Genomic DNA, 23,220 nt, shown 5'->3' with positions numbered 1-23,220 from the left:
TGCCGTATTTAGTTTTCCAGGTGCATTTCCGACGCTCACCCCTAATCATAGCAGAGGGCTGGGGAAAACACAACCCCAAATCCCTGAAACCCTTGCCCTGTATGGGCCGACGCGCCTTCTGAAACTCAAATCGCTACAACCTATACTGGATAAGGGATAGAGCCATTTAATCGTTAAACCCATTTTCCACACCCCCCCACCGTCGGAAAAGTGGCATCGGATTCCTATGGATTGAATCGATCGGAGGGATCTAGGTCGCAGTCTAGTGTGATTAACATCATATTGACAGATGTGGCAAGAATTCGTTGGAGATTTTTTTGCTAAAATATTAATAAATTGTTAAGATCATCTATAAATACCCCTGGTCAAGTTGCCACAGGGGGTTGCTAGAAGGGAATTGCCCTATGACAATTGAACAATCGTTTTACCAGCAACTCCGTCAGCGAGGATACTGGGATCGGACAGAGAGGTTATATGCTCGCGATCCCCAGAGTACGTTGGCCTTAGCGTGGTCAAATCCGAATTTGACCAGAGATCCTGGCACGATGTACAAACTGGTTTGGCTTCTATCTTCGACCAACCGACGGAAACGGCTCAGTCCGATTGATTTGCGGATTTTAGACCGCACTGCTACCGATTTAGCGACTCAAGGTCAACTGCTACCTGCCACTAAATCTTATGTGAAGTATTTGTGGCAGCAAGTCTATACCCAAGAGTATTCCCAAGCGCCTGTTCATGAATAGTTAACAATTATTAGTTTTTGGGTCGCGCTATCAGGTCGCGCAAGGCGGCTTGATTGAGTTTGCCTTGGGGGGATCTGGGCAGTTGTTTGACTTCTACCCAGGTTTTCGGTTGCTTATAGCGGCTCAAACGGGGGGCGATCGCTTCTTTGAGGGACTCTTCTAAAGTATCTGAAGTGACTCGCTCATCCTTGGGCACATACACCGCTATTACCCGTTCTCCCCAGTCTGGATCGGGGACTCCAATAACAGCTACATCCTGTACCCATTGCGTTGCGAGGATTACGGCTTCTACTTCCTGGGGCAAGACTTTTTCGCCTCCGGTGATAATCGTCTGACTGTGACGACCAAGAATATACAGGTAATGTTGGTCATCAAAATAACCTATATCGTCCGTCCGGAAGGGGCGATCGCCAGCAAACGGATGGGGAAAATAGCCTAAAGCTAGGGAGCTAGAGGCGATCGCCACTCGTCCCGGTTGCAGCGCCGGTAACTGGTTGCCCTGGTCATCTTCAATGGTAATCTGAGCATGGGGTAGGGGTTGCCCAGAACTCATATTCCCAGCAAAAAAGCGATCGGGCTTCAGGGTTGCCACTTGGGACGCGGTTTCCGTCATCCCATAGGTGAGCGCCACGGGGATTTTAGCCTGTTTTGCCTGTTGCAGCAACTCCGGCCAAGCGGGCGCACCTCCCAACAGCACCGCCCGAAATTGGCATAAACTAGGACAAGACTGGGATAACAGACGCTTGAGTTGGGTGGGAACCAGGGAAAGAAAGTAATTTTCGGGATTAAACGGTAGGGAACCGGTGAGAGACAGATAAGGCAAAAGGGCTAGAGTTCCCCCTGTGAGCAAAGTTCGCATCACTTGCATCAGTCCACTGACATGATAGAGGGGAAGGGTGCAACAGCAGTGAATGGGATCGGATTTATCAGTCCCTCTTTTTAAGGGGGATTGAGGGGGATCAAAAATCCTACATTCTGCACCATTAAAATAGCTGGAAAATCCGGCAACCGAAGCGCTGAGGGTTTCCCAGGTATGCATGGCAAAGCGAATTTTACCGGACGATCCGCCTGTCGCAATCATCACCGTACCAGGAAAGGGAGGAGGGGGCGATGCTTCCACCGCAGAACAGGGAACAGTTCCCCAAACCAGTTGGGGTTGTACCTGTTGCCAGACTTGTTGCCATTCTGCGGTTTTCCACTGGGGGTTACCGAGAAAAACTGGGGTTTGGGTGGCAACAGCAGCAAAAAAACCTGCTAGAAAGGGAACCGGTTCAGACTCATTCAGCAGCAGTCTGGGGGGTGTGGCATAGTGGCGCAGATGCTGATACTTGTCCCAGAATAGGGGATAAAGGCGATCGCCTTGGGGACAAACCAGATCAAAGGATTTGACTAAATCAGCGATGATCGCCCGATCCATCATTCGTGCCTATATGCTTTCATCAAATGGGCCAGAATATGGGCAATATTCCAGGCATCATCCACCCCTCGATGGTGGGTTCCGATCGGGGGAAGATTGAGAAATTCTAAGGCTTGTGCCATCCCTACCTCTTGCGGTAAACCGTAGAGAACTGCCAACAGAGTTTTAATATTAATATGTCGAGTGCTAAAGGGATAGGGCACTTGCATCAATTGACATTGTTTCTCAAACTGAGTGCGATCGTAGTTGCCATAACTGGCCCAAATGCGCTTAGGGGTATGATAATCTTTGCGCAGGCGATCGCACGCTTGCCGAAAGCTCACACCAGTATCCACTTGCTCTTGAGTTAATGTAGTCAGTTCAGTACAAAACTCACTCACGGTTGAAAGCGTCGGCTTTACTAGAATACTGTCCTTTTCTAAGGGTTGGCATAAGCTGACATCCACCGTAGCAATCCCCACTTCAATAATCTCATGGTGTTCACCGGGTGGCGATCGCTTGCGCCAGCAGGTGGCTTCAATATCAATAACAACAATTTGATCGAGTTTAGGCATAAGAAATCTTCGTTAAAGCTCGTCTCGAAAATAGCCCCAGAGAGCGATCGCACTTACCGCTCCTGTATGATAAAGCATGTCGGGATCTCAAGTCACTCAACAGGCAAAATGTCTTTAAGTCAACTGGCAGATTATTTATCGGGGACATGGGAAAATCGGAAACAAGCCTTAGATCAACCAGCATGGTATGTGCATTTGCGCCTCTGGCATCAACCGTTACCCTTTTTAATTGACGGGTGTTTTGCCCTATTTGCCGAACAAGCACCCAAAGTTAACCTAAATCAACCCTATCGTCAACGGGTGATGATCTTACGGTGTACACCATTGCCTCAAGAATGGCAAGTGGAATATCGACAGTTAAAAGATCCGGGACAGTTTCAGGGAGCAGGAAGCCACCCCACCCAGCTTGAGGCCTTATCCCCATCAGATTTAATTCCATTGCCAGGTTGTATACTAACGGTTAGGCAACAGAAGCAAACCTTTATTGCACAACCTCCCACGGATGCTATCTGTACATTTGAATATGAGGGCAAAACGCGACAAGTGGTACTCGGCTTTGAAGTGACTTCAAATCAGTTTAAAAGCTACGATCGCGGAGTCGATCGAGAAACGGGTCAATCTCTCTGGGGCGCTATTTTAGGGCCCTATATTTTCCAGAAGGTATACGGTGTTTAAGCAGGTGGCGGAGGCTCAATTTCTGCCCATTGCGGTGGGTTTAGCCTTTCACGAGTGGCTACCCGGTCTAGCGGAGGACTTAGAGCAACCCGTTTTTAAAATCGGTAGCTTTTTGCTCCTAGGAATGTTAGTTGTCATTCTGGCAGTTGCTTTGCCGAAAGTGCTGACCGCAGGGGTGCTGCCGGTTCTGGGGGCGGTCTTGTTTGCTACTTCATGTTTGCTGATTGGTCATTTCCTGGGCGGGCCCGAACCCGAAAGTCGTCTGACCATTGCGGTGGCGAATAGCACTCGTAATGCGGGACTTGCCTTGGCTATTGCGACAGCTAACTTTACCGATCCGGGGATCTTAGGGGCGATCGCCACCTATGCGTTATTCTCTTCCTTAGCTGGGGCGATTTACTCGAATCTTTATCAGAAGAAACTGGCCAAACAAGAACAAAAAACACAAACCTGAACCATGGAATGGATAGATCATGTTGAAGAAGCCTTTGGTGGCTTGATTGAGATCGTTCAACTGGCCTTTGAGATCATTGCAGTCTTTTGTATTCTCCTTGGTTTGGTGCAAACCCTGCGATTAGCCATAAAACTGATACCTCAAATTAGGCTAATGGCTCACGGGGATACAGAGACCCCTTTTGTGTTGTTGCGGATTAAATTGGGGTCTTGGTTAGCGTTGGCGCTGGAATTTCAGTTAGGGGCGGATATTTTGGCGACAACGGTGGCACCGAGTTGGGAAAGTCTGGGAAAATTGGGGGCGATCGCCATCATCCGTACTTTCCTCAATTATTTCTTGAATCAGGAATTAGCGGAACAGGTGCAATTACGAGAGAAACTCAATGAGCCAGCCCAGTTAACCTCTGAAGATTAGAGCCAGCCAGGAAAGAGTTCTAGGGCTTGACGCTGCCAGGTTTAAGTCCTAACTTCCTCGGTCGTCGATTTGCTGTACAGATACATCGATCGCCTCTACGTCAATTGTGCCATCGGGAGTTAGTCGGGTAAACTTGCCAGAGGACACTCGTAAGGGTTCCCCGCAACCGGGACAGCGAACTTGAGTATTATTTAAAGCCGGGAATGAAGTTTGACATACGGGACACGAAGACTCAATTAGGTTTCGTTGCAACCACCAACGCACACCAATCAGGAGAATAACAGGGGCGATCGCCAACAAAACAATTAGAATCAGAATTGAATGGACGATCCAGCCCAAACCCACCGATCCTAACAGCCAAACTCCCCCAAAAATGGCTAACCAAAAGCCAATACCGGATAGGTTAATCTGAAGTTTTTTCCAGCCGTCTAAGTTCACGATCGCCTCCTTCTGGGGTCTGTCCTCTTCTAGGATAATGGCTTAGTTGCCCAATTGTCAGTCATGGAGAAGTTGAGCTAACCGTTGGGTAAAGGCCGGTTTTCCAAACCCAGAGAGAGCTTGTTCCCGTAACCAGGAACTGTTACAACGGCGATCGCTTCCTTGGAAAATTTCCATACAGGCTTTGGCTACTGCTTCCGGGTCTCGGTAGGGCACTTGCCAGCCCAACCGCCCATCTTGCAGGGGATCGGCAGAACCATCATTATCGCCCGATAACACAGGCACACCACAGGCCATGGCTTCAAGATATACAATCCCAAACCCTTCTTGGGACGGCATAATATAAGCATCCGCCAGACGATAATGATCCACCAAGGCCTCATTGGGGACAAAACCAGCAAATATGACGCGATCGCTCACCCCCAGATCTTGGGCCAATTTCTCCAACCGGGGGCGATCGTCTCCCCGGCCAATCACCAAATACTTCACATCTGGGATAGCCTGGGCAATTTTCGGCAGCGCTCGGATCGTCACATCCACCCCCTTATAAATATCCCCACTCCACAACCGAGCCACCGTCATCAGCACCTTAGCATTCTCTAGCTCGTAAGTTTTCAGTAACTCCGCGTTTTTCGGCCCTGGAATAAACCCATTCCCATCGATCGCACAAGGGAGTAACTCAAATTTCTGGCGATCGAGGTTATTATTCGCACTCGTCCGATCCCGACTATAGCGGCTAATTGTCCAAATCCATTCAGCTTGCTGGAGCGCATTGCGATATTTAGGCGCTAAAGGCTCCCAAGCTTCCTTACCATAGGTCAAAACCGTATAGGGAATCCCCAAAGGCTGACATAATATTTGTACCAACGGTGCTAAGTACACATGGCCACAAAACACCCGATGGGGTCGTTTTTGCAGCAAGCGTAAAAACAGCATACTCGCTAAATGGGTGCGACCCAACCAAGCTTGTTCTTTTTTAAAGTAATAAAACTTCAGACCCGGTTTACCCTCAAAGGGATTATCGCATCCCGCTTCATCTCGCAACAGATAAACTTCAGCCCGTCGATCCGGGTGTTCACTAGACAATTCAACATAACTCCTAAGAATATCTTTAACATAGGATTGGATACCCCCTTCCAAGCTAAAGATTTCCAAAAACACAAATATATCCATGGTTGGGTAATTGGTAATTGGTAATTGGTAATTGGTAATTGGTAATTGGCGATCTCCGTGTCCCCGTGTCCCCGTGTCCCCGTGTCCCCCCATCTCCCTATCCCCCTATCTCCCCACGTTCTAACAACTCTAAATCCTGGTGTACCATTTTTTCCATTAATTGCCCAAAACTCACTTGTGGATTCCACCCCAATTTCGTCTTCGCCTTGGTCGGATTCGCTACCAATTGAAAATGCTCATCTTGGCGTAAAAACTTCGGATTAATCGTTACATGATCTTCCCAATTTAACTCTACACAAGCAAACGCCGTAGCCACCAAATCCTTTACACTATGGAGTTTTCCCGTACCAATCACATACTCTTCCGGCTCATCAGCTTGCAACATTCGCCACATCGCCTCCACATGATCCCCCGCATAGCCCCAATCCCGTTTCGCTTCTAAACTTCCCATCTCTAAATTTTCTCTCAAACCCAACTTAATCGAAGCAGCCGCTAAAGACACTTTACGGGTAACAAAATTTCTGGGTCGGCGAGGCGATTCATGATTATATAAAATTCCGCTACAGGCAAATAAACCATACCGTTCTCGGTGATGAACCATTGTCCAATGGGCATGAAGTTTAGCGGCTGCATAGGGATTTTTGGGTCGAAATGGGGTTTCCTCATCCTGGGGAGAACAGCGCACATCCCCAAACATTTCCGAACTGCTGGCCTGATAAAATCGGGTACTTAAATTAGCTTTTCGCACGGCATCCAATAAGCGAGTTGCAGTTCCCGTCACCAAGTCTAACGTACCTAACGGATCGTTCCAAGAAGCCGGGACAAAACTAGGAGCCGCTAAATTATAAATTTCGTCTGGATGCTTGGCTTCAACCATTTCAATCAGAGCTTCACTATTGGTTAACTCCACAGGATAAATCTCGATCTGTTCCGCTAACTCTCCCAGTTTAGACACACTTTTTTGTCGTTGAGGAGAGACTAATCCGACCACATGATATCCTTTGCCTAAGAGTAGCTGACTCAAATAATAACCGTCTTGACCTGTAACTCCTGTAATGATTGCTGTTTGGGTCATAGGATAGTTGATGAATTGGGTTTATGTTTTTATGTTAAATCATCTCTGGGTGCTTCAACCCGGAATTGTCCCCATTTTAGGCGATTTAGTTCGATCTCACCTGGAAAGCCAACGCCATGAATGTAGAATGACTCGAAGAACCTATACAAGCGCCTAAATCCAGTGAAGCAGGCGATCGCAGCTCGAAACTTTGCTACAATAGAAGCTGAAAACTCACTTGTTCCAGTCGTCAATATGGCAGAACTCCTTACCCCAACCCTGACACTGCCACAATTTTTGCAGCAACCAGAAACTAAACCAGCGAATGAGTATATTAATGGGGAAATTGTTCAGAAGCCGATGCCTAAAGGTAGACACAGCCGTTTGCAGGGAAAACTCTGCGCTACGATTAATCAAGTTTCAGAAGAGGGAAAAATTGCTTACGCTTTCCCAGAATTAAGATGTAGTTTTGGCACGCGATCTATTGTGCCTGATGTATCGGTTTTTCGCTGGGATCGTATACCCTTTACCTCCGAGGGTGAAGTTCCCGATAACTTTAATATTCCCCCAGATTGGATCGTTGAGATTCTTTCCCCTGAACAGCGTCCCAATAAGGTATTAAGCAATATTCTCTATTGTTTAAATCAGGGCAGCAATCTGGGCTGGTTTATCGATCCAGACGATCTCAGTATCTTATGTTTAATGCCTCAGCAACAGCCTGTTATCTGTCAAGGCGATGTCGTTCTTCCGGTTCTCAGGGATATCAACCTGACTCTAACGGTAAATCAAGTCTTTAGCTGGTTGAAAATGGTGTGAATCTATAGCGCTGCGCGCTAGGGAATAGGGAATAATGCTGATTTGATCGAGGTTTTGATCTTCATGAGTTTTCCTATGGGGCTGAGAGTTGATCCTGTAACCCCATTCGTTGCTACACTCTGTAGAAAACCTCATCAACCGATCCCTCATGAGCGATAATCAGGACACAAATCTATCCTTCTTCAAGTTTGAAGCTGATTTTGTGCAAGACCTGCGGTGTATTCCCATGCAAGTACGGATGAAATTGGATACTTGTGGCGTGAAACTGAAGTTAACCCATTGGCATCAATTGACTGTCGAGGAGAGGGAAGGGCTGATGGCTTTACCTTGTGAGACTCTGGAAGAACAGCAAACCTATCGGCAACGGTTGCGAGAGTTGGTATTGGCGAAAACGGGAGGATTTCCCAAGGATCTCGATATTGATCCTACTCCCCCTTGGATGGATGCAACAGTTATACCCACGGTTGTGCTGGAGAAGGCTGAGAGTGTGGAAGTTGATTTGACCCTGGAGCAATGGGCACAACTGACTCCAGCCCAGCGTTTTGCCTTAATTAAACTCAGTCGTCCGAGTCATGAAAATCATAATTTTGTCCCCGCATTGAGGGAGTTTCAGATTTTGCCATGAGCCAGGAGTTGTTTGTGGAGTTGAAGGGGGAGGGGTTACCGGTGCTGTGTTTACATGGCCATCCGGGTACGGGTGGCTCCATGTCCGTGTTTACCGATCGCCTCTCTAGACGGTTTTGGACGTTAACCCCAGATTTGCGCGGCTATGGTCGTTCCCAGGTGCGAGGGGAGTTTGAATTAGTCGATCATTTGACCGATCTAGAGGCATTATTGGAGCGCTTAGAGATTGGCCCGTTTTTGCTCTTGGGATGGTCTTTGGGGGGCATTCTCGCCCTAGAATTGGCTCTGAGGCATCCGCAACGGGTGAAGGGGTTAATTTTGGTTGCTGCGGCAGCGAGGCCCCGTGGAAATCATCCGCCCGTGAGTTGGGTGGATTATCTGTATACGGGGATAGCAGCCCTATTGAATGGGATTAAACCGGGATGGCAGTGGAATATGGAGCAATTTGGCAGGCGATCGCTCTTTCGCTATCTGATCTGCCGACATACCCCCCAAGCCTATCGCTATCTCGCTCAGGAGGGCACAAGGGCCTATCTCTCCACCTCTGGGGCAGCCAACCGTGCCCTAAATCGGGCCCTAAGACAAGGTTACGATCGCCGAGACGCTCTCGATCAGATCCCATCCCCCGCTTTAGTATTAGCAGGGGCCCAAGATTGTCATATTACCGCCGATTCTAGTTGGGAAACAGCGCAAGCTCTACCCAAAAGCCAATGGCACTGTTATCCGGAAACCGCCCATTTATTTCCTTGGGAAATTCCTGGCCAGGTATTAGCCGATATCGACCATTGGTTAGACTCTCAGGAACTTTAGGACTTTGGCTGGTAATGGGTCAACCGGGTTGACTCTATTGCAAGAGTGCCTATTCCTTTTAACCACTATAGGCAGGAGTCTGCTGCCCATTAATCTCCCCCAAGTCTTCATAGATAGTCAGGGAGTTAGGTTTACATTGTTTAATCACGCTACTGATGCCTTGGGCCGCTTCAGCCTTGAGATCGTCTTCGTAGCCTTGTTGAGCTTGTTGGGCTTCTTCTTGGCTCTGGAAGGGGCCGAAGTAGTAGGTACAAGCGGGGATTTCGGTTTTGATTTCAATCCAGTAGGCGAAACCAAGGAAGTTTTGGGTGTTTACTAACAAGTCTTTGAGATTATTCATTACTAGCCTGCCTATTGACTCTGCCGATGGACGATACAGTTGAGCGGACGCTATTGAGCGATAGTTAAGTTTCTTTACATTTTGTTATACATTGTGGAATTTATTTTGGCAATTGCTCTAGTGCCTAGAAATTTCCAAGGGAGCATTCCACCGTTGTCTGTAAATCTCATAAAGGCTCATGCCAGTGGCTACAGAAGCATTGAGACTGGGGGTATTGCCTTGGAGAGGAATCGAGATGAGAAAATCACAATGGCGTTGGGTCAGTAAGTTTAAACCACTGCCTTCTGAACCAATGACGAGGGCGATCGCTCCAGAAAACTTGACTTGATGGAGGGATTCTCCTGATTCAGCGACGGTTCCATAAATCCAAAAGCCTGATGCTTTCAATTCTTCCAAGGCCCGAGCCAAATTGACAACCCTAGAAACCGGAAAAGATTCTAAAGATCCGGCTGCCACTTTGACCACAGTAGACGTGATTCCCACCGCTCGCCGTTGGGGGATCACGAGTCCCTGCGATCCCACCGCTTCAGCCGTGCGAATCATTGCCCCTAGGTTATGGGGATCAGTAATTCCATCAGCAATAACTAAGACAGGATTGGGGGTTTGTTCTTTAGCCCTTTGGATCAGGTCTGAGAACTCCATATATTGATAAGGAGCCACCTGAACGGCCACCCCTTGATGACTCGCCCGATCTGTGATTTGGTCGAGTCGTCGATAGTCCACCTCATCAATGACGGTTCCGTTGGCCTTCGCCTGGTTGATAAGGGTATGAAAGCGGGCATCATACCTCATTTTCGCCGTAATCCAGATGCGATTAATATGCCGTTCCCCTTTGAGTACGGCCAATACCGGATGGAGTCCATAAATTAAATCGGGGTTAGAGTCTTCCACCCCTTCTGGCGATCGCTCTTTTGACTCTTCTTTCGGGGACTCCAGGGAAGTTTTAGCCGGAGATGGGCGAGACTTGATAATGGGTTTAGATTTCCCTTTGACTTGGGGGCGCGAAAAACGTTTACCCTCAGAGTTCCTTTGAGGACGGGGTTTATGGGATGCTGCCATAGGATTAATCGTATCTTAAGGATGTAGTTTGCCGGATTGGTATTCGCCCTGTCTGTCGAACAGGACACATTTCTGGTTATTCATCGAGGTTAAGCGTCTCGAATAACTGATGCAATCGAGAGGGATCGCTTAAATAGAGATAGCCAATGAGGGTTTCTAGGCTCGTGGCTTGTTGATAAATTTGCGGGTCTAAGCGTCGGGGGGGACGATGGACGCTATTGCGTCCCCGTCTAACCATTTCTAGCTCTTGAGAATTTAAGTAGGGGATTAAGGTTTGTAGATGTTCAGCTTGTTGTTCGGCGCGAACCTGTTGGACAACCGCTTGATGATGGAGTTGCGATCGCTTGGGAGGCATCAGGTAATAGGTTCGCATGTACAGTTCATACACGGCATCCCCCACATAGGCTAAGGCCGCTGGCGATAACCGTTGCAGATCGTGCTGATCGATCGCATCAGGAACTAGCGATCGCGGATCGAGTACCACGGACTCCCCCAGCAACAACTCCAAGAGGAAGCTATCCAGTAGAAGGACTGGATAGCTTGGTGACCCATCGTGGTCATGACTTCTTCAGATTTTCGAGGGCTTGGTCGATGTTCTCACACACCGAGAGGAACTTTTCTAGGCGAACCAGTTTCACTGTTTGCAATACACGGGCATTGGCAATCACTTGTAGACTTCCTTCTGTATCTTTAGTGGCTTTTTTCACCAGTTGGACTAAAGCTCCTAACCCAGAACTATCAACAAAATCAATCTTCGATAGGTCTAGAATAATATGTTTCGGCCCTTGATCGATGTAAGAGCCGATGGTTTTACGAAACGTGGGTTCAGAAAACGCATCTAGTAAACCCGTGAGGCGAAAAATTTGTGCATTATCCCTGACCTCCCGTGTGCCTCTTAAACTAACGGTCAGGGTGAGTGGTTCAGGCTTAATTCTACCCTCCTTTGATTTCAGATCAAATCAACGTTGAACTTTTCAGGGTTGAACCCCATGAACAGACCATCAGGATTGGATGGTTGGAGATCTAGATTAACATTTTTGCTCTCTGTTGTACCAGACCTCTAACCCAGTCCATCCTCCTAGAGGTTAAGCGGCGCGGGCGCTTTCCATGGCTTTGATAAAGTTTTCAAACAGATAATCGGCATCATGGGGGCCAGGACTGGCTTCTGGGTGATACTGAACGGAGAAAATGGGCAGTTCTTTGTGGCGCAGTCCGGCGATGGTTTTGTCATTTAAGTTCAGGTGGGTGACTTCCACTTGGGGATCGAGGGAGTCTCCACTAATGGCAAAGCCATGGTTTTGACTGGTAATCTCGACTTTTTGGGACAGTCCAGCCGGTTGATTCAGGCCTCGGTGACCGAATTTGAGTTTATAGGTTTGCGCTCCGAGGGAGAGTCCCAGGATTTGGTGACCCATACAGATACCAAACATGGGTTTTCCGGCCGCGATCAGTTCTTTCGCAGTGGCTACGCCTTCGGTGACGGCGGAAGGGTCTCCTGGCCCGTTGGAGAGGAAAATACCATCGGGGTTATGGCTGAGGATTTCTGCGGCTGGAGTGTTAGCAGGAACCACGATCACCCGGCAACCATAGCTGGCTAACCGCCGCAGAATATTCCGTTTGACTCCAAAATCGATCGCCACCACGGTATAGGTTGGGGGATTGGTTTTCCCGTCTTTGGGGTTGAATTCCCAGACTTCTGAGGTGGCTTCTGACCATTCGTAGGTCGAGGCGGTGGTCACTTCCCGAACCAGGTTTAAGCCGTTCATATTGGGGGCTTGTTTGACTTGTTCGAGCAGTTGATCTTCATCAAGGATTTCGGTGGAAATGGCCCCATTCATGGCTCCAAACCCCCTGATTTTGCGGGTTAGGGCGCGGGTATCGATGCCGTAAATACCGATGATATTATGTCGTTTGAGATAGTCGGGGAGGGATTCGGTGGAGCGCCAATTACTGGGAATGGTGCAAATGTTGCGGGCGATCGCACCTTTGACGTAGGGGCGATCGGATTCTTCGTCGTCTAAGTTAACCCCAGTGTTGCCCAGTTCGGGATAAGTAAAGGTTACAATTTGGCCGCAGTAGCTGGGATCGGTAAGGACTTCTTGATAGCCTGTCATTCCCGTATTGAACACAACTTCTCCGAGGGTGGTTCCCGTTGCACCGAAAGACCAACCGCGATAGGCTGTGCCATCAGCAAGGACGAGGAGGGCGGGTTGAGCATCTTTGTTGAGTGGCATAGGCATCAAGCAGGATTAAGAACGCTGGTTATTATCGCACAGGGAAAAAGGAAGCCATGGTATTTTTAGATTGTTTTCGCTAATGGATACTCAGAAAGGGTAATCCCTGGTGAAATGCTTGATTGTATTTGGCATAGTCGTCTCCATGGTTGCCTGTGAGCGATCGCCCGTTGAAGTTGCCGATGGGCCCCATTATTTTTCAATGTGTGATTGTGGTAGCCTAGAAAAGTGAAGCCGTCCTTTTCGGGCGGGGTTTCAGACCCAAAATTTTGATGATTGGCAAAGATAGTTTATTAGAGGCGATCGCCGGTACGAATCGAGGCATCTTGGCTTCTGAGTCCGAAAAGCAGGCGATTTTGTCCTTTGTGACTCAATTGGAAGATCGCAACCCGAACCCGCGCCCAACGGAAGTCCCCGAACTGCTCGCTGGGGACTGGCGCTTGCTCTATACCACCAGTGCCGAATTGTTGAATATTGACCGCATTCCCCTGTTTAAGTTGGGTCAGATTTATCAATGCATTCGGGCTGACGAGCAGGCAGTTTATAATATTGGGGAACTCGATGGCTTGCCCTATTTGGAAGGCCTGGTGAGTGTTAAGGCCCGTTTTTCTGTGGTCAATGAGCGGCGGGTGGATGTGCGCTTTAATCGGGGGATTTTGGGACTACAACGGATTTTGGGCTATCAATCTCCCTCCCAACTGATTACCCAAATTGAACAGGGGACAACATTTTGGCCGCTGGATTTTCCCATTAGCGAGGAGAATCAAAAGGGTTGGTTAGATATTACTTATTTAGATCGAGATTTACGGATTAATCGAGGCAATAAAAATAGTGTGTTTGTGTTGGCTCGATGTTAGAGCGCTATGGGCTGATCGTGGGGAATAAAAATGATGAATCCGTTTAACTTACGCCTCTCTCAAGGTCATTTAAATACCTTGAGTAGCTGTGGGCGTAAATTTCAGCATATCTTTTTGGAGAAAATTCCCTATGTGGTTCCTGTGGAACAACAGGAGCGATCGGAGTGGGGCAGTCAGTTCCATTTATTGATGCAACAGCGAGAATTAGGGTTACCCATTGAAGGGGTTTTACAGAGCGATCGCCAATTTAAACAGGGTTTAGAACGGTTAATGACGGCTCATCCGGGATTGTTTGTCGATGGGGATGACTTTCGGGAAAGTGAACATCAACGCACCATGGTGTTTGAGAGCTATTGGCTGACAGTAATTTATGATTTGTTCATTGCCCGATCGCACCAAGCGCAAATTATTGATTGGAAAACCTATCTGCAACCCCCAAAGAGCGATCGCCTGAAACAAAATTGGCAAACTCGCCTTTATCCCTTTGTGTTAGCCGAAACCAGCGACTATCTTCCGGAACAAATCTCCCTAACCTACTGGTTTGTTAAAGGTAAACCTTCGTTACACAATCGAGCGACTTCTCTAGAGTTCAGGTATGATAGCGAGCAACATCAACAGACAAAAACGGAATTAAGTCAACTCTTGCACCAACTCAGTCAAGGGTTACTAGACTATGCCCAGGGTAGTAATTTTCCTCAAGTAGCGGTCACTTCTTCTGAATGTAGTCGATGTCCGTTTGCTCGTCGATGTGATCGCCTGTCTAGTCATAAAGTAGCAGAGGTGACTCCCGATTCCGCTTTATGGTCTCTTCCTTCTCTCGAAAGTATTCCCGAATTACCGATTTAATCGCTTTTCTCTCTACCCCTTACCCGCACGTAACGCGCTCTCTCTAATCATGAAATCACCCAATAATTTTCCCTCCAATTCCCAATTGACCAATCCCCAATTGATGATTCCAGTATTGGGGGTATTTTTTCTTCTGTTTGTTGCTCTGATTTTCCGTCCCTTCGTGATTGTGAATGCAGGGGAACGGGGAGTATTAATGAAATTTGGCAAAGTCCAGGATAGCATATTAGACGAAGGAATCCATCCGATTATTCCCGTGATGACTACGGTCGAAAATTTGAGCGTTAGGGTACAGAAAAATGATGTGAATGCGGAAGCCTCTTCCCGTGATTTACAAGATGTGAAAATGGAAATTGCTATTAATTGGCATATCGATCCAGCCAGGGTAAATAAGGTATTTCAACAAATTGGCGATCGCGAGCAAATTCTGATTCGGATTATTACGCCCTCGGTTTCGGAAGTCGTGAAATCAGCAACAGCGAAGAAAAACGCCGAAGAAATTATTACTCGACGCACGGACTTAAAACAGGAAATCGACAAACAACTTAAAGAAAGAATTACATCCTATGGTATTTTAATCGATGATGTTTCTCTGGTTAATGTGACGTTTTCTCCCGAATTTGCCAAAGCCATTGAAGCCAAACAAATTGCCGAACAAGAAGCAAAACGGGCAGAATTTGAAGCCTTGAAAGCCGAAAAGGTAGCCCAAGCAGACATCAACCGCGCCAAAGGACAAGCAGAAGCTCAACGCCTGCAACGGCAAACCTTAACCCCAATTTTGCTACAAAAACTAGCGATTGAAAAATGGGACGGTCGTTTTCCGACGGTAATGGGGGGTCAAGGTGCGCTACCCTTTATTAATATATCGCCGGAAACCTTGACTCCTCCAGCACCGGCGAATACCCCTTAATTGAAGGATGAAACAAGAATGAGCGATCGCCCAGATGAGAGCCTAACCCCAGAACTGGATCGTTTACACGAAGAGATCCGAGATCTCAAACAAGATCAAAAAGCCTTTGAAGCTCAAAACGAACTACTCCGCACGTTTACTAACTTAATGCGGACTTCCACCGGTTCGCTGATGCTGCGATCGGTGTTACAGCAAACCTTGAAAATTGCCATTCGCTTTACTCAAGCGGAAGAAGGAAGCTTATTTTTCCTCGATCAAAAAGGAGCTGTGGTTGCCAGTGTCTTAGCACGGGGGGCAACCATTCGCGATCAAAAAGAGGCGATCATTGGGCAAGTGTTGGATCAAGGATTAGCGGGTTGGGTGAATTATCATCGGCAAGTGGGTTTAATTACCGATACAAAAACCGACGATCGATGGTTAACTCTTGCGGATGAACCCTATGTGGTGCGTTCAGCGTTAGGCGTGCCCATTTTCCGCCGTCAAACCCTCTTAGGCATTTTAACCCTGATGCATTCTGAACCCGGTTATTTTACCCCAGAGGCAGCTCGCTTAATGGAAAAAACGGGCGAACAAATGGGAGTGGTGTTGGATAATGTGCGGCTGTATGTAGAATACCAGAAAGTTGACCCGCGCTCCTCGAAACAGGCGATCGCTTCAGAAGAAGCCTCTCAGAAAGAATCCTCGAATCAAGAGGACTCCTTAGCGAACTTAGGATTATATATTCTCACGGAGCGAAGTAAGTTTTTATATGCCAATCGCCAATTAGCCCATTTATTTGGGTATCGGTTTGCAGAATTGGTGGGTTTGGATTCATTTCTGGATTTAATGGCAGCCGAAAGTAAGCGTGCTGTGTTTAACCAAATTCAAGATTGTTTTCAGGGCGATCTCAAGCAGTTAATCCATCATGGTAAAGGTAGATGTAGCGATGGTAAACTGATTGAGATCGATCTGTATGCAGAACGGACAAAACTGTACGGTAAAGGGGTACTCATTGGCGTGGTACAGCCATGCTAAATTACCGGATTTAATACATTGTTAAAGGTTTTTTTATGCCTAATTCTATTAACTTGCGCGTTAGATGGCTGATTATTTTAGGCTACTCTTTTCCAATTTTTTTGTTTTTAGGATCGAGTGTCTTTTTGAATAATCAGGTCAATTCTGCTTCTCAAATCATTGAAAACTTAGAACTGTTTAGTTCAATTTCAAACCAGGGGGATAATATGGGCTATGCTCTGAGAAATATGCAAGTTCATATGCGATATTTTATCCTTAATCCAAATCCACAAAATCGCTCCCGAGTTCTTGATGAGTTTAGAACTCTTGAATCTCAATTTCAAGACTATAGACAGTTGGTCAATCAAGACGATCGCTTTGATGCCAGTCTAGTTGATGAATATTTAGATTTTCTTGAAGAACAAGTCGATTTTTATCGTTCTTTAGTGAATTTAATTGAAATCAATAATATCGATGCAGCAAGAGAACAATGGGGGTCGTCAATTACCAATTTAAGATTAAATAGTGACCTAGAAAGTTTACAGAATTTTAGGAGTAAAGAGCAGGAAATTTATCTTGAAAAAAAACAAGAACAAGATTTGGCTCTCCAAAAAATTCCGGCATTAATTTGGATGGTCACTTTAATTTCAATTGTTGTTTCAATGATCCTGGGTTATCTGATTATTTCATTTTTATTAAGTCGTTTAAATGACGAAGCTTTAGTTCTAGCCACATCTGCCACCCAAATCGCTGATGCGATGGAACAACAGGATCAAAGCTCATCCGAACAGGCGATCGCCGTTAATGAAACCACAACCACCATTGAACAACTCAAAACCTCGGCTCAACAATCGGCAACACAAGCAGAATCGGCGGCTGCCTCAGTTCGTCAAGTCTTAGCCTTAGCCCTAGGAGAATGGCAGCAAAGCACCGAGTCTGCGGCTGCCAATAGCCAAGTTTCCTTAAAAGTTACCTCTAATCAAATCTCGGAACAAGTGCAAGTCCTGATTCAACAACTCGATCAAATCTATGGAATTACCAATCTATTGGCAGACTTAGCCGCTCAGACCAATATGTTAGCCCTAAATGCATCGGTGGAAGCCGTCCATGCTGGAGAACAGGGCAGGGGATTTTCGGTGATTGCTAAAGAAATTCGTAAGTTAGCCGATGATAGTCGCTCATCGGCACAAAAAAATCAGTCATTTAATCGCAGATATTCAGCGATCGGCCAGTGCAACGCTAAAATCGACAGAATCAGGCACTCATGCCGTCGATTTGATTAGTTCGGCTATTAATGAAATTTCAATTAATGTGCAACAAATTTCCTTAAATGCTCGCGAACAAGCCAATGGAATTGCCCAAATCATGAGCGCCATGACGGAAATTAATGGGGGAATTCAACAAACTGCTACCCATATTCGCCAAACCAAGGAGGGAACCCAGCAGCTTAATGAAACGGCCCAAAAATTAAATCGTTTGGTTTAATGGAGGATGGACAATCGATGATCTTAAAAGGAGTAATCAGATATGGTGGAGGTAGTGACGGTCAGGACTCCGGCGAGCGCAGCCAACTTAGGCCCTGGCTTTGATTGTATGGGTGCAGCCCTAACATTGTATAACGAATTTCGCTTTTCCCCCCTACCGGATAAGGGTTCTCTAGACATTGACATCAAGGGCATTGATGTGGCTCACCTGACTACAGAGGCGGATAACTTAGCCTATCAATCCTTTAAGCGGTTGTACGATCGCTTGGGAAAAAAAACCCCAGGGGTGAAAATTGAGATTGATATGGAAATCCCTCTGACGCGGGGGTTAGGGAGTTCAGCCACCGCAATTGTAGCGGGATTGATGGCGGCCAACCATTGGGCTGGGAATCCCTTAAACCAAATGGAAGTGATGGAATTGGCGATCGCCTTAGAGGGATTTCCAGATAATGTGGTTCCCGCTCTCTTGGGGGGATGCCATTTAGCCACAAAAGACGAAAGCGGTTGGTTAATCTGCGATATTCCTTGGCACGAGCGTATTATTCCGGTGGTTGCGATTCCTAATTTTGAGTTATCCACCGCAGACGCACGCAAGATCCTGCCCAGTAGGTACGATCGCCAAGATGCCATATTTAATATCAGTCATCTCGGCCTATTAGTGCGCGGCCTGGAAACCGGTAACGCAGAATGGTTGAAACGGGGCATGGAAGACCGAATTCATCAACCCTATCGTAAAACCCTAATTCCTGGCTACGATGAGGTCAAAGAAGCTGCCATCAATGCAGGCGCTCTGGGTGTAGCCATTAGTGGCGCAGGGCCCACGTTGATTGCTTTCGTCCAGGCAGATCGAGGGACTGATGTGGGTACAGCGATGGTAGAAAGTTGGAAAACTCACGGTATCCATGTGGATGCTTTATCGCTCATGCTCGATCGCAAGGGGACAACCCTTGAGGAAGGCTAAAGCAGTGCTGAAGATGATGACAAAGTTCTGTAGTCTAGACCACATAAAAACTCTATCACTAGATTAAAATAAATCTTCTGGCAAATGACTTAACTTTTTCTTAACTCAGGCAAGAGGAGTGTATACAGTATGGCGCATCGTATTGGTCGGCGTAAGTTTCTGGTCTATGGTTCTGCGGCCGTAGGCACAAGTCTTTTACTCAAAGCCTGTGGAGGGCCACCAGATACAAGCACTGAAAATAGCGATGGAACTTCACCCGTGGCCCAAAGCAACAGTACCACTGGAGCGGCGGGAGATACGATTAAAGTCGGTATTTTGCACTCCTTGAGCGGAACCATGGCCATTAGTGAAAAAAGCGTGGTGGAATCGACCCAATTGGCCCTCGATAACATTAATGCCATGGGTGGAGTGTTAGGTAAGCAAATTGAGGCGATCGTCGAAGATGGAGCCTCTGACTGGCCCACCTTCGCCGAAAAAGCCAGAAAATTGATCGATCAAGACCAAGTGGTAGCGATTTTTGGCTGTTGGACTTCCGCCAGTCGTAAAGCGGTTTTACCCGTGTTTGAAGAAAAAGACCACATGCTTTGGTATCCTGTGCAATATGAAGGCCAGGAATGCTCAAGGAATATTTTCTACACGGGAGCCGCTCCGAACCAACAAATTGAGCCTTCGGTCGATTGGTTGTTAGCGGAAAAAGGCACGGAATTTTTCTTAGTCGGTTCTGACTATGTGTTCCCCCGGACTGCCAATACGATTATTAAGGAGCAATTGGCCGCTAAAGGGGGAACCACGGTGGGAGAAGATTATCTGCCCTTGGGGAATACGGAAGTGACCCCCATTATTACTAAGATTCGCCAAGCGCTGCCCGATGGTGGGGTGATCTACAATACCCTGAATGGGGATAGTAATGTGGCGTTCTTTAAGCAGATGCAAGGGGCTGGACTGACTCCAGATAAGTATCCGGTGATGTCGGTGAGTATCGCGGAAGAGGAAGTGAAGGCGATCGGCGTAGAATATCTCCAGGATCAATACGCGGCTTGGAATTATTTCATGACCGTGGATAGTCCAGCCAATGAGAAATTTGTCAGCGACTTTAAGGCCAAGTATGGAGAAGATCGGGTCACCAATGACCCCATGGAAGCGGCTTATATTGGCGTGCATATCTGGAAGCAAGCTGTAGAAGCAGCAGGAACGGCTGATGATTTAGATGCAGTTCGTGAAGCGGCCTATGGTCAAACCTTTGATGCTCCAGAAGGCCCGGTGATGATGAATAATAGCCATCACTTGTCGAAGTGGGTACGCATCGGACAAGTCCGCGACGATGGCATGTTTGAAATTGTCAATGCAACGGGTGAGGCCGTTACCCCCCTTCCTTGGAACCAGTTTGTGGCTGAAACGAAGGGCTTTGCTTGTGACTGGTCAGATAAGGCAAAAGGAGGCAAATATAAGATTTAGGGTAATTAACAATTAACAATGAATAATTGTTAACCAGTAGTAGGGTGGGCAATGCCCACCCTACCCATTTTATTCATTAGATTTGGAGAAGATGGTGCAACTCTTACTCGAAGGAATTTTTAACGGGATTAGTATTGGCTCAGTTTTACTCATTGCTGCTCTGGGTTTAGCGATTATTTTCGGCTTAATGGGTGTGATTAATATGGCTCACGGCGAGTTGATGATGCTGGGAGCCTATACCACGTTTGTGGTGCAAAATGGCTTTAGGGCTATGGGCGATTCTTTTTTTGAAGTGTATATCTTTTTTGCCTTGCCTGCGGCGTTTATAGTGGCGGCTATTATGGGAATTATCTTAGAGCGGGGGGTGATTCGCTTCTTGTATGGCCGACCCTTAGAAACCCTGTTAGCGACCTGGGGCGTGAGCTTAATTTTACAGCAATTTGTCCGTAGTGTAAGTTGGCAAATGGTGGCAGGACTGGGAATATTTGCGCTGCTGTTTTTTGGGGGATGGTGGTTGTTATCCCGTCGCCCGAATTTTGTGCAGATTCGGAAATGGGCCATTTCCCTCCTCTTTCCCCTCTCTGCGGGTATTGCCATTACTACAGGGGCGATCCTGGGTAATATCTTCAAGCTGGCAGTCACTCAACCCTGGTTTGGAGCGCAAAATGTGGATGTTACTGCCCCCTCTTGGTTACGGGGGGGGCTTCCTGTTCTGAACTTCCAGCTCCCCTACGCTCGGCTCTTTATTATGGGCTTGACGGCGCTTTGCATTGTGGGAATTTACGTCTTTTTACAGCGATCGCCCTGGGGCTTACGCATCCGCTCCGTCACCCAAAACCGCACCATGAGCGCCTGCCTAGGCATTCCCACCAACCAAGTAGACGCACTCACCTTTGCCCTGGGTTCGGGGTTAGCGGGAGTTGCCGGATGTGCCATTAGCTTACTCGGTTCTGTGGGGCCGAATACGGGACAAAATTATATTGTCGATGCCTTTATGGTGGTTGTCGTGGGGGGTGTGGGTAAATTAGTCGGTAGTTTAGTGGCAGCCCTATCCATCGGCACATTGAATTATCTGATCGGCTCTGGCACGCTGGCCTTAGTTGCCACACCCATTCAACCCGTCGCTGATTTCTTTACTTTTTTCGCTACCACGAGCATGGCGAAGGTAATGGTGTTTGCTTTCATTATTGCCTTTTTGCAAATCCGTCCGGCGGGCATTTTCCCGCAAAAAGGGCGTACGGTTGATGCTTAGGAAATGGGGAGATGGGGGAATGGGGGGAACTCCCTGTTCCCTATTCTCCTAACTTCTGCAAGAAGTTTATTCTTCTTCTGTCTGATTTAACGGGGTTTGTTTGGCTTCAATTTCTAAGAGTTCGGGAACGGTGACGAAGCGATAGCCTTGTTCTTTGAGGGTGGTGATAATTTGGGGTAGGGCTTCAATGGTGTTGCGGCGATCGCCTCCCCCATCATGAAAGAGTACAATCCCACCAGGGGTGACGCTCTTTAAGACGTTATCGATTAACACCGGGGTAGACACATAATAGTCCTCGGAGTCCGAAGACCACATCATAATCCCATAGCCCTTAGATGCAGCATAATCGGCTAAACCGCTCTCTAGATTGCCTCCTGGGGGGCGGAACAGCTTGGTTTTAATTCCTGTGGTCTCGAAAATTAGTTTGCTGGTGGACTCGATTTCCTGGGCGGCTGTTTGCGGATCGAGAGTATGGGTATAGTGATGTTCAGTATGATTGCCCAGAGCATGGCCCGCATCCGCCACTTTTTTGGCAATTTTGGGATAGGTTTTCATGTGCTGTCCCACGAAGAAAAAGGTGGCTTTGATCTCATGTTCTTTGAGGATGTCTAAAACTTGTTCCGTGGTGTTCGGCCAAGGGCCATCATCAAAGGTTAATGCCACAACTTTGGGCATTGCCAAAGCCTCGGCTTTATTAATCACTTTGCCACGAAACTGTTCGGGAACATCGACCATTTTGAAAGAGGGTTGAAGTTTTGGCGGTAAGGGAACCGGACTCGGTGAAGCTTCAGGACTCGGGGCGATGGTAGGCGGAGGATCGAGGGGAATGGGGGTAGAGGTGGCCAATCGATTTTGATGAATCCAATGGGCATTGATGAGTTGCGCGTAAAACCACCAACAGGACAGAATAACACTAACGGCAGTTAAGCGACTGATGAATAATATTCGCATCAGTCGGAATGTTAAAGGCGCAGGCGTAGAAATACTGGGAGAGAGAGCGAGGACGCTGCTTTGTTGAGTGGCAGGAGTCGTAATTCGCACAGCTTGCTTCCAGAGGATGCGGCGATCGCCTGCTTGCCTAGCGATAATCCTAACTTGGTGAATAGAAGCTGAGTTGAGTGTCCACAGGCGATAACAGACAAAGCGCACCAAACGCTGCTGGAGATTTAAGCATTGATCTTTGCGTTTCGGGTGGTGAAAATTGACCTGAACATTGAGCCAGCGATCAGGGGACTGGTTCACCTGCACCGAAACCCCTTGCGGCGCAAGTAAGCTATTCATCCAATAGGTGATGGCCTGGGGATGACCTTCCTTAGCGAGGTCGAGGAGGGAAGGTTGGGCAAGACTCTCAGTATAGGTCATGGGTTAGCTAGGCAAGAGGGAAAAGGCAAGAGGCAATAGGCAAACAAGGCGGTTACTATACCAGTTAACAGTCACCCGTTCCTAGCGGTCAAGTTCCAATTTTTGCGTGTGGATTGTGATTGGTCAATCTTTGGAGTCTCGATCTGGCTTGACCTAAACACTCATCTTGTTCTTTAGAGCGCTTGCTCAGTTTCTCCTGAGCATCTTTGTCGATATCTTCTTTGGTTTTGCGCCAATACTCTAAGGCTTTGTCTGGCTGACCTTCTCTCTCCCAGACTTGAGCGAGTAAACAAGC

At 47.4% G+C, this 23,220-nt stretch carries 29 protein-coding genes; 17 read left to right on the top strand and 12 right to left on the bottom strand.

What is annotated here, in order from left to right; translation table 11 throughout:
- Positions 1 to 404: 404 nt before the first annotated feature.
- Positions 405 to 743, top strand: a complete 339-nt coding sequence (locus PJF56_RS17560; protein WP_283763997.1) for a hypothetical protein — start codon at positions 405 to 407, stop codon at positions 741 to 743.
- Between the two features lie 10 nt (positions 744 to 753).
- On the opposite strand, the gene PJF56_RS17555 is transcribed toward PJF56_RS17560, so the two are convergent.
- Complete coding sequence (locus tag PJF56_RS17555; protein WP_283763996.1) at positions 754 to 2,160, bottom strand: AMP-binding protein; 1,407 nt, start codon at positions 2,158 to 2,160, stop codon at positions 754 to 756.
- On the bottom strand, positions 2,160 to 2,714 hold the full coding sequence (locus PJF56_RS17550) for a 3'-5' exonuclease (protein ID WP_283763995.1): 555 nt from the start codon (positions 2,712 to 2,714) through the stop codon (positions 2,160 to 2,162). The genes PJF56_RS17555 and PJF56_RS17550 overlap by 1 nt, the downstream gene beginning before the upstream one ends.
- A gap of 108 nt (positions 2,715 to 2,822) precedes the next feature.
- Here PJF56_RS17550 and PJF56_RS17545 point away from each other — a divergent pair, with 108 nt between their 5' ends.
- Genes PJF56_RS17545 through PJF56_RS17535 form a run of 3 tightly spaced genes read left to right on the top strand, consistent with a single transcriptional unit; the run spans position 2,823 to position 4,257 of the window.
- Entirely contained in the window at positions 2,823 to 3,389 is a 567-nt protein-coding gene (locus tag PJF56_RS17545; protein ID WP_283763994.1) for a chromophore lyase CpcT/CpeT, read from the top strand.
- A complete protein-coding gene (locus PJF56_RS17540) occupies positions 3,382 to 3,843 on the top strand; it encodes a bile acid:sodium symporter family protein (protein ID WP_283763993.1) in 462 nt (153 codons plus the stop codon). Before PJF56_RS17545 ends, PJF56_RS17540 begins: the two co-directional genes overlap by 8 nt.
- Positions 3,844 to 3,846: 3 nt before the next feature.
- Entirely contained in the window at positions 3,847 to 4,257 is a 411-nt protein-coding gene (locus tag PJF56_RS17535; RefSeq protein WP_283763992.1) for a DUF1622 domain-containing protein, read from the top strand.
- Positions 4,258 to 4,305: 48 nt separating this feature from the next.
- Here the strand turns inward: PJF56_RS17535 and PJF56_RS17530 are convergent, their stop codons facing one another.
- From PJF56_RS17530 to PJF56_RS17520, 3 genes are all read right to left on the bottom strand, one after another.
- Positions 4,306 to 4,695 (bottom strand): hypothetical protein, encoded by a 390-nt coding sequence (locus tag PJF56_RS17530; protein ID WP_283763991.1) that lies wholly within the window; start codon positions 4,693 to 4,695, stop codon positions 4,306 to 4,308.
- Between the two features lie 57 nt (positions 4,696 to 4,752).
- Positions 4,753 to 5,868: a glycosyltransferase gene (locus tag PJF56_RS17525; RefSeq protein ID WP_283763990.1), complete on the bottom strand. Its 1,116-nt coding sequence runs from the start codon at positions 5,866 to 5,868 to the stop codon at positions 4,753 to 4,755.
- 97 nt (positions 5,869 to 5,965) lie between these two features.
- Positions 5,966 to 6,943, bottom strand: coding sequence for a GDP-mannose 4,6-dehydratase (locus tag PJF56_RS17520; protein ID WP_283763989.1), 978 nt, complete (start codon positions 6,941 to 6,943; stop codon positions 5,966 to 5,968).
- 234 nt (positions 6,944 to 7,177) lie between these two features.
- On the opposite strand from PJF56_RS17520, the gene PJF56_RS17515 reads away from it, so the two are divergent.
- From PJF56_RS17515 to PJF56_RS17505, 3 genes are all read left to right on the top strand, one after another.
- On the top strand, positions 7,178 to 7,738 hold the full coding sequence (locus PJF56_RS17515) for a Uma2 family endonuclease (RefSeq protein WP_347179579.1): 561 nt from the start codon (positions 7,178 to 7,180) through the stop codon (positions 7,736 to 7,738).
- Positions 7,739 to 7,886: 148 nt separating this feature from the next.
- Complete coding sequence (locus tag PJF56_RS17510) at positions 7,887 to 8,363, top strand: nitrate reductase associated protein (RefSeq protein WP_283763987.1); 477 nt, start codon at positions 7,887 to 7,889, stop codon at positions 8,361 to 8,363.
- A complete protein-coding gene (locus PJF56_RS17505; RefSeq protein ID WP_283763986.1) occupies positions 8,360 to 9,172 on the top strand; it encodes an alpha/beta fold hydrolase in 813 nt (270 codons plus the stop codon). The genes PJF56_RS17510 and PJF56_RS17505 overlap by 4 nt, the downstream gene beginning before the upstream one ends.
- A gap of 58 nt (positions 9,173 to 9,230) precedes the next feature.
- Here PJF56_RS17505 and PJF56_RS17500 read toward each other — a convergent pair whose 3' ends face one another.
- The 5 genes from PJF56_RS17500 to carA form a co-directional block, all read right to left on the bottom strand.
- The gene (locus PJF56_RS17500) at positions 9,231 to 9,512 is read right to left on the bottom strand and encodes a DUF1816 domain-containing protein (protein ID WP_283763985.1); all 282 of its coding nucleotides are present in this window, start codon (positions 9,510 to 9,512) and stop codon (positions 9,231 to 9,233) included.
- A gap of 117 nt (positions 9,513 to 9,629) precedes the next feature.
- The gene (gene rlmB / locus PJF56_RS17495; protein ID WP_283763984.1) at positions 9,630 to 10,571 is read right to left on the bottom strand and encodes a 23S rRNA (guanosine(2251)-2'-O)-methyltransferase RlmB; all 942 of its coding nucleotides are present in this window, start codon (positions 10,569 to 10,571) and stop codon (positions 9,630 to 9,632) included.
- A gap of 76 nt (positions 10,572 to 10,647) precedes the next feature.
- Positions 10,648 to 11,055, bottom strand: coding sequence for a Mini-ribonuclease 3 (locus PJF56_RS17490; RefSeq protein ID WP_283763983.1), 408 nt, complete (start codon positions 11,053 to 11,055; stop codon positions 10,648 to 10,650).
- A gap of 73 nt (positions 11,056 to 11,128) precedes the next feature.
- Positions 11,129 to 11,524: an STAS domain-containing protein gene (locus PJF56_RS17485; RefSeq protein ID WP_347179578.1), complete on the bottom strand. Its 396-nt coding sequence runs from the start codon at positions 11,522 to 11,524 to the stop codon at positions 11,129 to 11,131.
- Between the two features lie 132 nt (positions 11,525 to 11,656).
- Positions 11,657 to 12,805: a glutamine-hydrolyzing carbamoyl-phosphate synthase small subunit gene (gene carA, locus PJF56_RS17480; RefSeq protein ID WP_283763982.1), complete on the bottom strand. Its 1,149-nt coding sequence runs from the start codon at positions 12,803 to 12,805 to the stop codon at positions 11,657 to 11,659.
- A 109-nt stretch (positions 12,806 to 12,914) separates the two neighbouring features.
- On the opposite strand from carA, the gene PJF56_RS17475 reads away from it, so the two are divergent.
- From PJF56_RS17475 to urtB, 10 genes are all read left to right on the top strand, one after another.
- Positions 12,915 to 13,037, top strand: coding sequence for a hypothetical protein (locus PJF56_RS17475; RefSeq protein ID WP_283763981.1), 123 nt, complete (start codon positions 12,915 to 12,917; stop codon positions 13,035 to 13,037).
- Between the two features lie 40 nt (positions 13,038 to 13,077).
- Positions 13,078 to 13,662 carry a PAP/fibrillin family protein gene (locus PJF56_RS17470; RefSeq protein WP_283763980.1) on the top strand — a complete coding sequence of 195 codons (585 nt, stop codon included), beginning with the start codon at positions 13,078 to 13,080 and terminating at the stop codon, positions 13,660 to 13,662.
- Between the two features lie 30 nt (positions 13,663 to 13,692).
- The gene (locus PJF56_RS17465; protein WP_283763979.1) at positions 13,693 to 14,508 is read left to right on the top strand and encodes a PD-(D/E)XK nuclease family protein; all 816 of its coding nucleotides are present in this window, start codon (positions 13,693 to 13,695) and stop codon (positions 14,506 to 14,508) included.
- A gap of 103 nt (positions 14,509 to 14,611) precedes the next feature.
- A complete protein-coding gene (locus PJF56_RS17460) occupies positions 14,612 to 15,418 on the top strand; it encodes a prohibitin family protein (RefSeq protein ID WP_347179577.1) in 807 nt (268 codons plus the stop codon).
- Positions 15,419 to 15,436: 18 nt separating this feature from the next.
- Complete coding sequence (locus PJF56_RS17455; RefSeq protein ID WP_283763977.1) at positions 15,437 to 16,432, top strand: GAF domain-containing protein; 996 nt, start codon at positions 15,437 to 15,439, stop codon at positions 16,430 to 16,432.
- A 35-nt stretch (positions 16,433 to 16,467) separates the two neighbouring features.
- A complete protein-coding gene (locus tag PJF56_RS17450; protein WP_283763976.1) occupies positions 16,468 to 17,694 on the top strand; it encodes a methyl-accepting chemotaxis protein in 1,227 nt (408 codons plus the stop codon).
- Positions 17,695 to 17,722: 28 nt separating this feature from the next.
- Positions 17,723 to 17,896: a hypothetical protein gene (locus PJF56_RS17445; RefSeq protein WP_283763975.1), complete on the top strand. Its 174-nt coding sequence runs from the start codon at positions 17,723 to 17,725 to the stop codon at positions 17,894 to 17,896.
- A 42-nt stretch (positions 17,897 to 17,938) separates the two neighbouring features.
- Entirely contained in the window at positions 17,939 to 18,856 is a 918-nt protein-coding gene (gene thrB, locus PJF56_RS17440; protein WP_283763974.1) for a homoserine kinase, read from the top strand.
- Positions 18,857 to 18,985: 129 nt separating this feature from the next.
- A complete protein-coding gene (urtA, locus tag PJF56_RS17435; protein WP_283763973.1) occupies positions 18,986 to 20,311 on the top strand; it encodes an urea ABC transporter substrate-binding protein in 1,326 nt (441 codons plus the stop codon).
- A 91-nt stretch (positions 20,312 to 20,402) separates the two neighbouring features.
- Positions 20,403 to 21,563, top strand: coding sequence for an urea ABC transporter permease subunit UrtB (gene urtB / locus PJF56_RS17430; RefSeq protein ID WP_283763972.1), 1,161 nt, complete (start codon positions 20,403 to 20,405; stop codon positions 21,561 to 21,563).
- Positions 21,564 to 21,629: 66 nt separating this feature from the next.
- On the opposite strand, the gene PJF56_RS17425 is transcribed toward urtB, so the two are convergent.
- Together PJF56_RS17425 and PJF56_RS17420 are read right to left on the bottom strand one after the other, a co-directional pair.
- Positions 21,630 to 22,925 carry a polysaccharide deacetylase family protein gene (locus PJF56_RS17425; protein ID WP_283763971.1) on the bottom strand — a complete coding sequence of 432 codons (1,296 nt, stop codon included), beginning with the start codon at positions 22,923 to 22,925 and terminating at the stop codon, positions 21,630 to 21,632.
- A gap of 88 nt (positions 22,926 to 23,013) precedes the next feature.
- Positions 23,014 to 23,220: hypothetical protein (locus PJF56_RS17420; RefSeq protein ID WP_283763970.1), on the bottom strand; the 207-nt coding region annotated here is incomplete at its 5' end.

Origin of the sequence: Roseofilum halophilum BLCC-M91, assembly GCF_030068445.1 — a bacterium.
GTDB classification, from domain to species: domain Bacteria; phylum Cyanobacteriota; class Cyanobacteriia; order Cyanobacteriales; family Desertifilaceae; genus Roseofilum; species Roseofilum halophilum.
The sequence above is the reverse complement of the archived record's forward strand: the minus strand, read 5'-3'. Positions and strand labels throughout refer to the sequence as shown.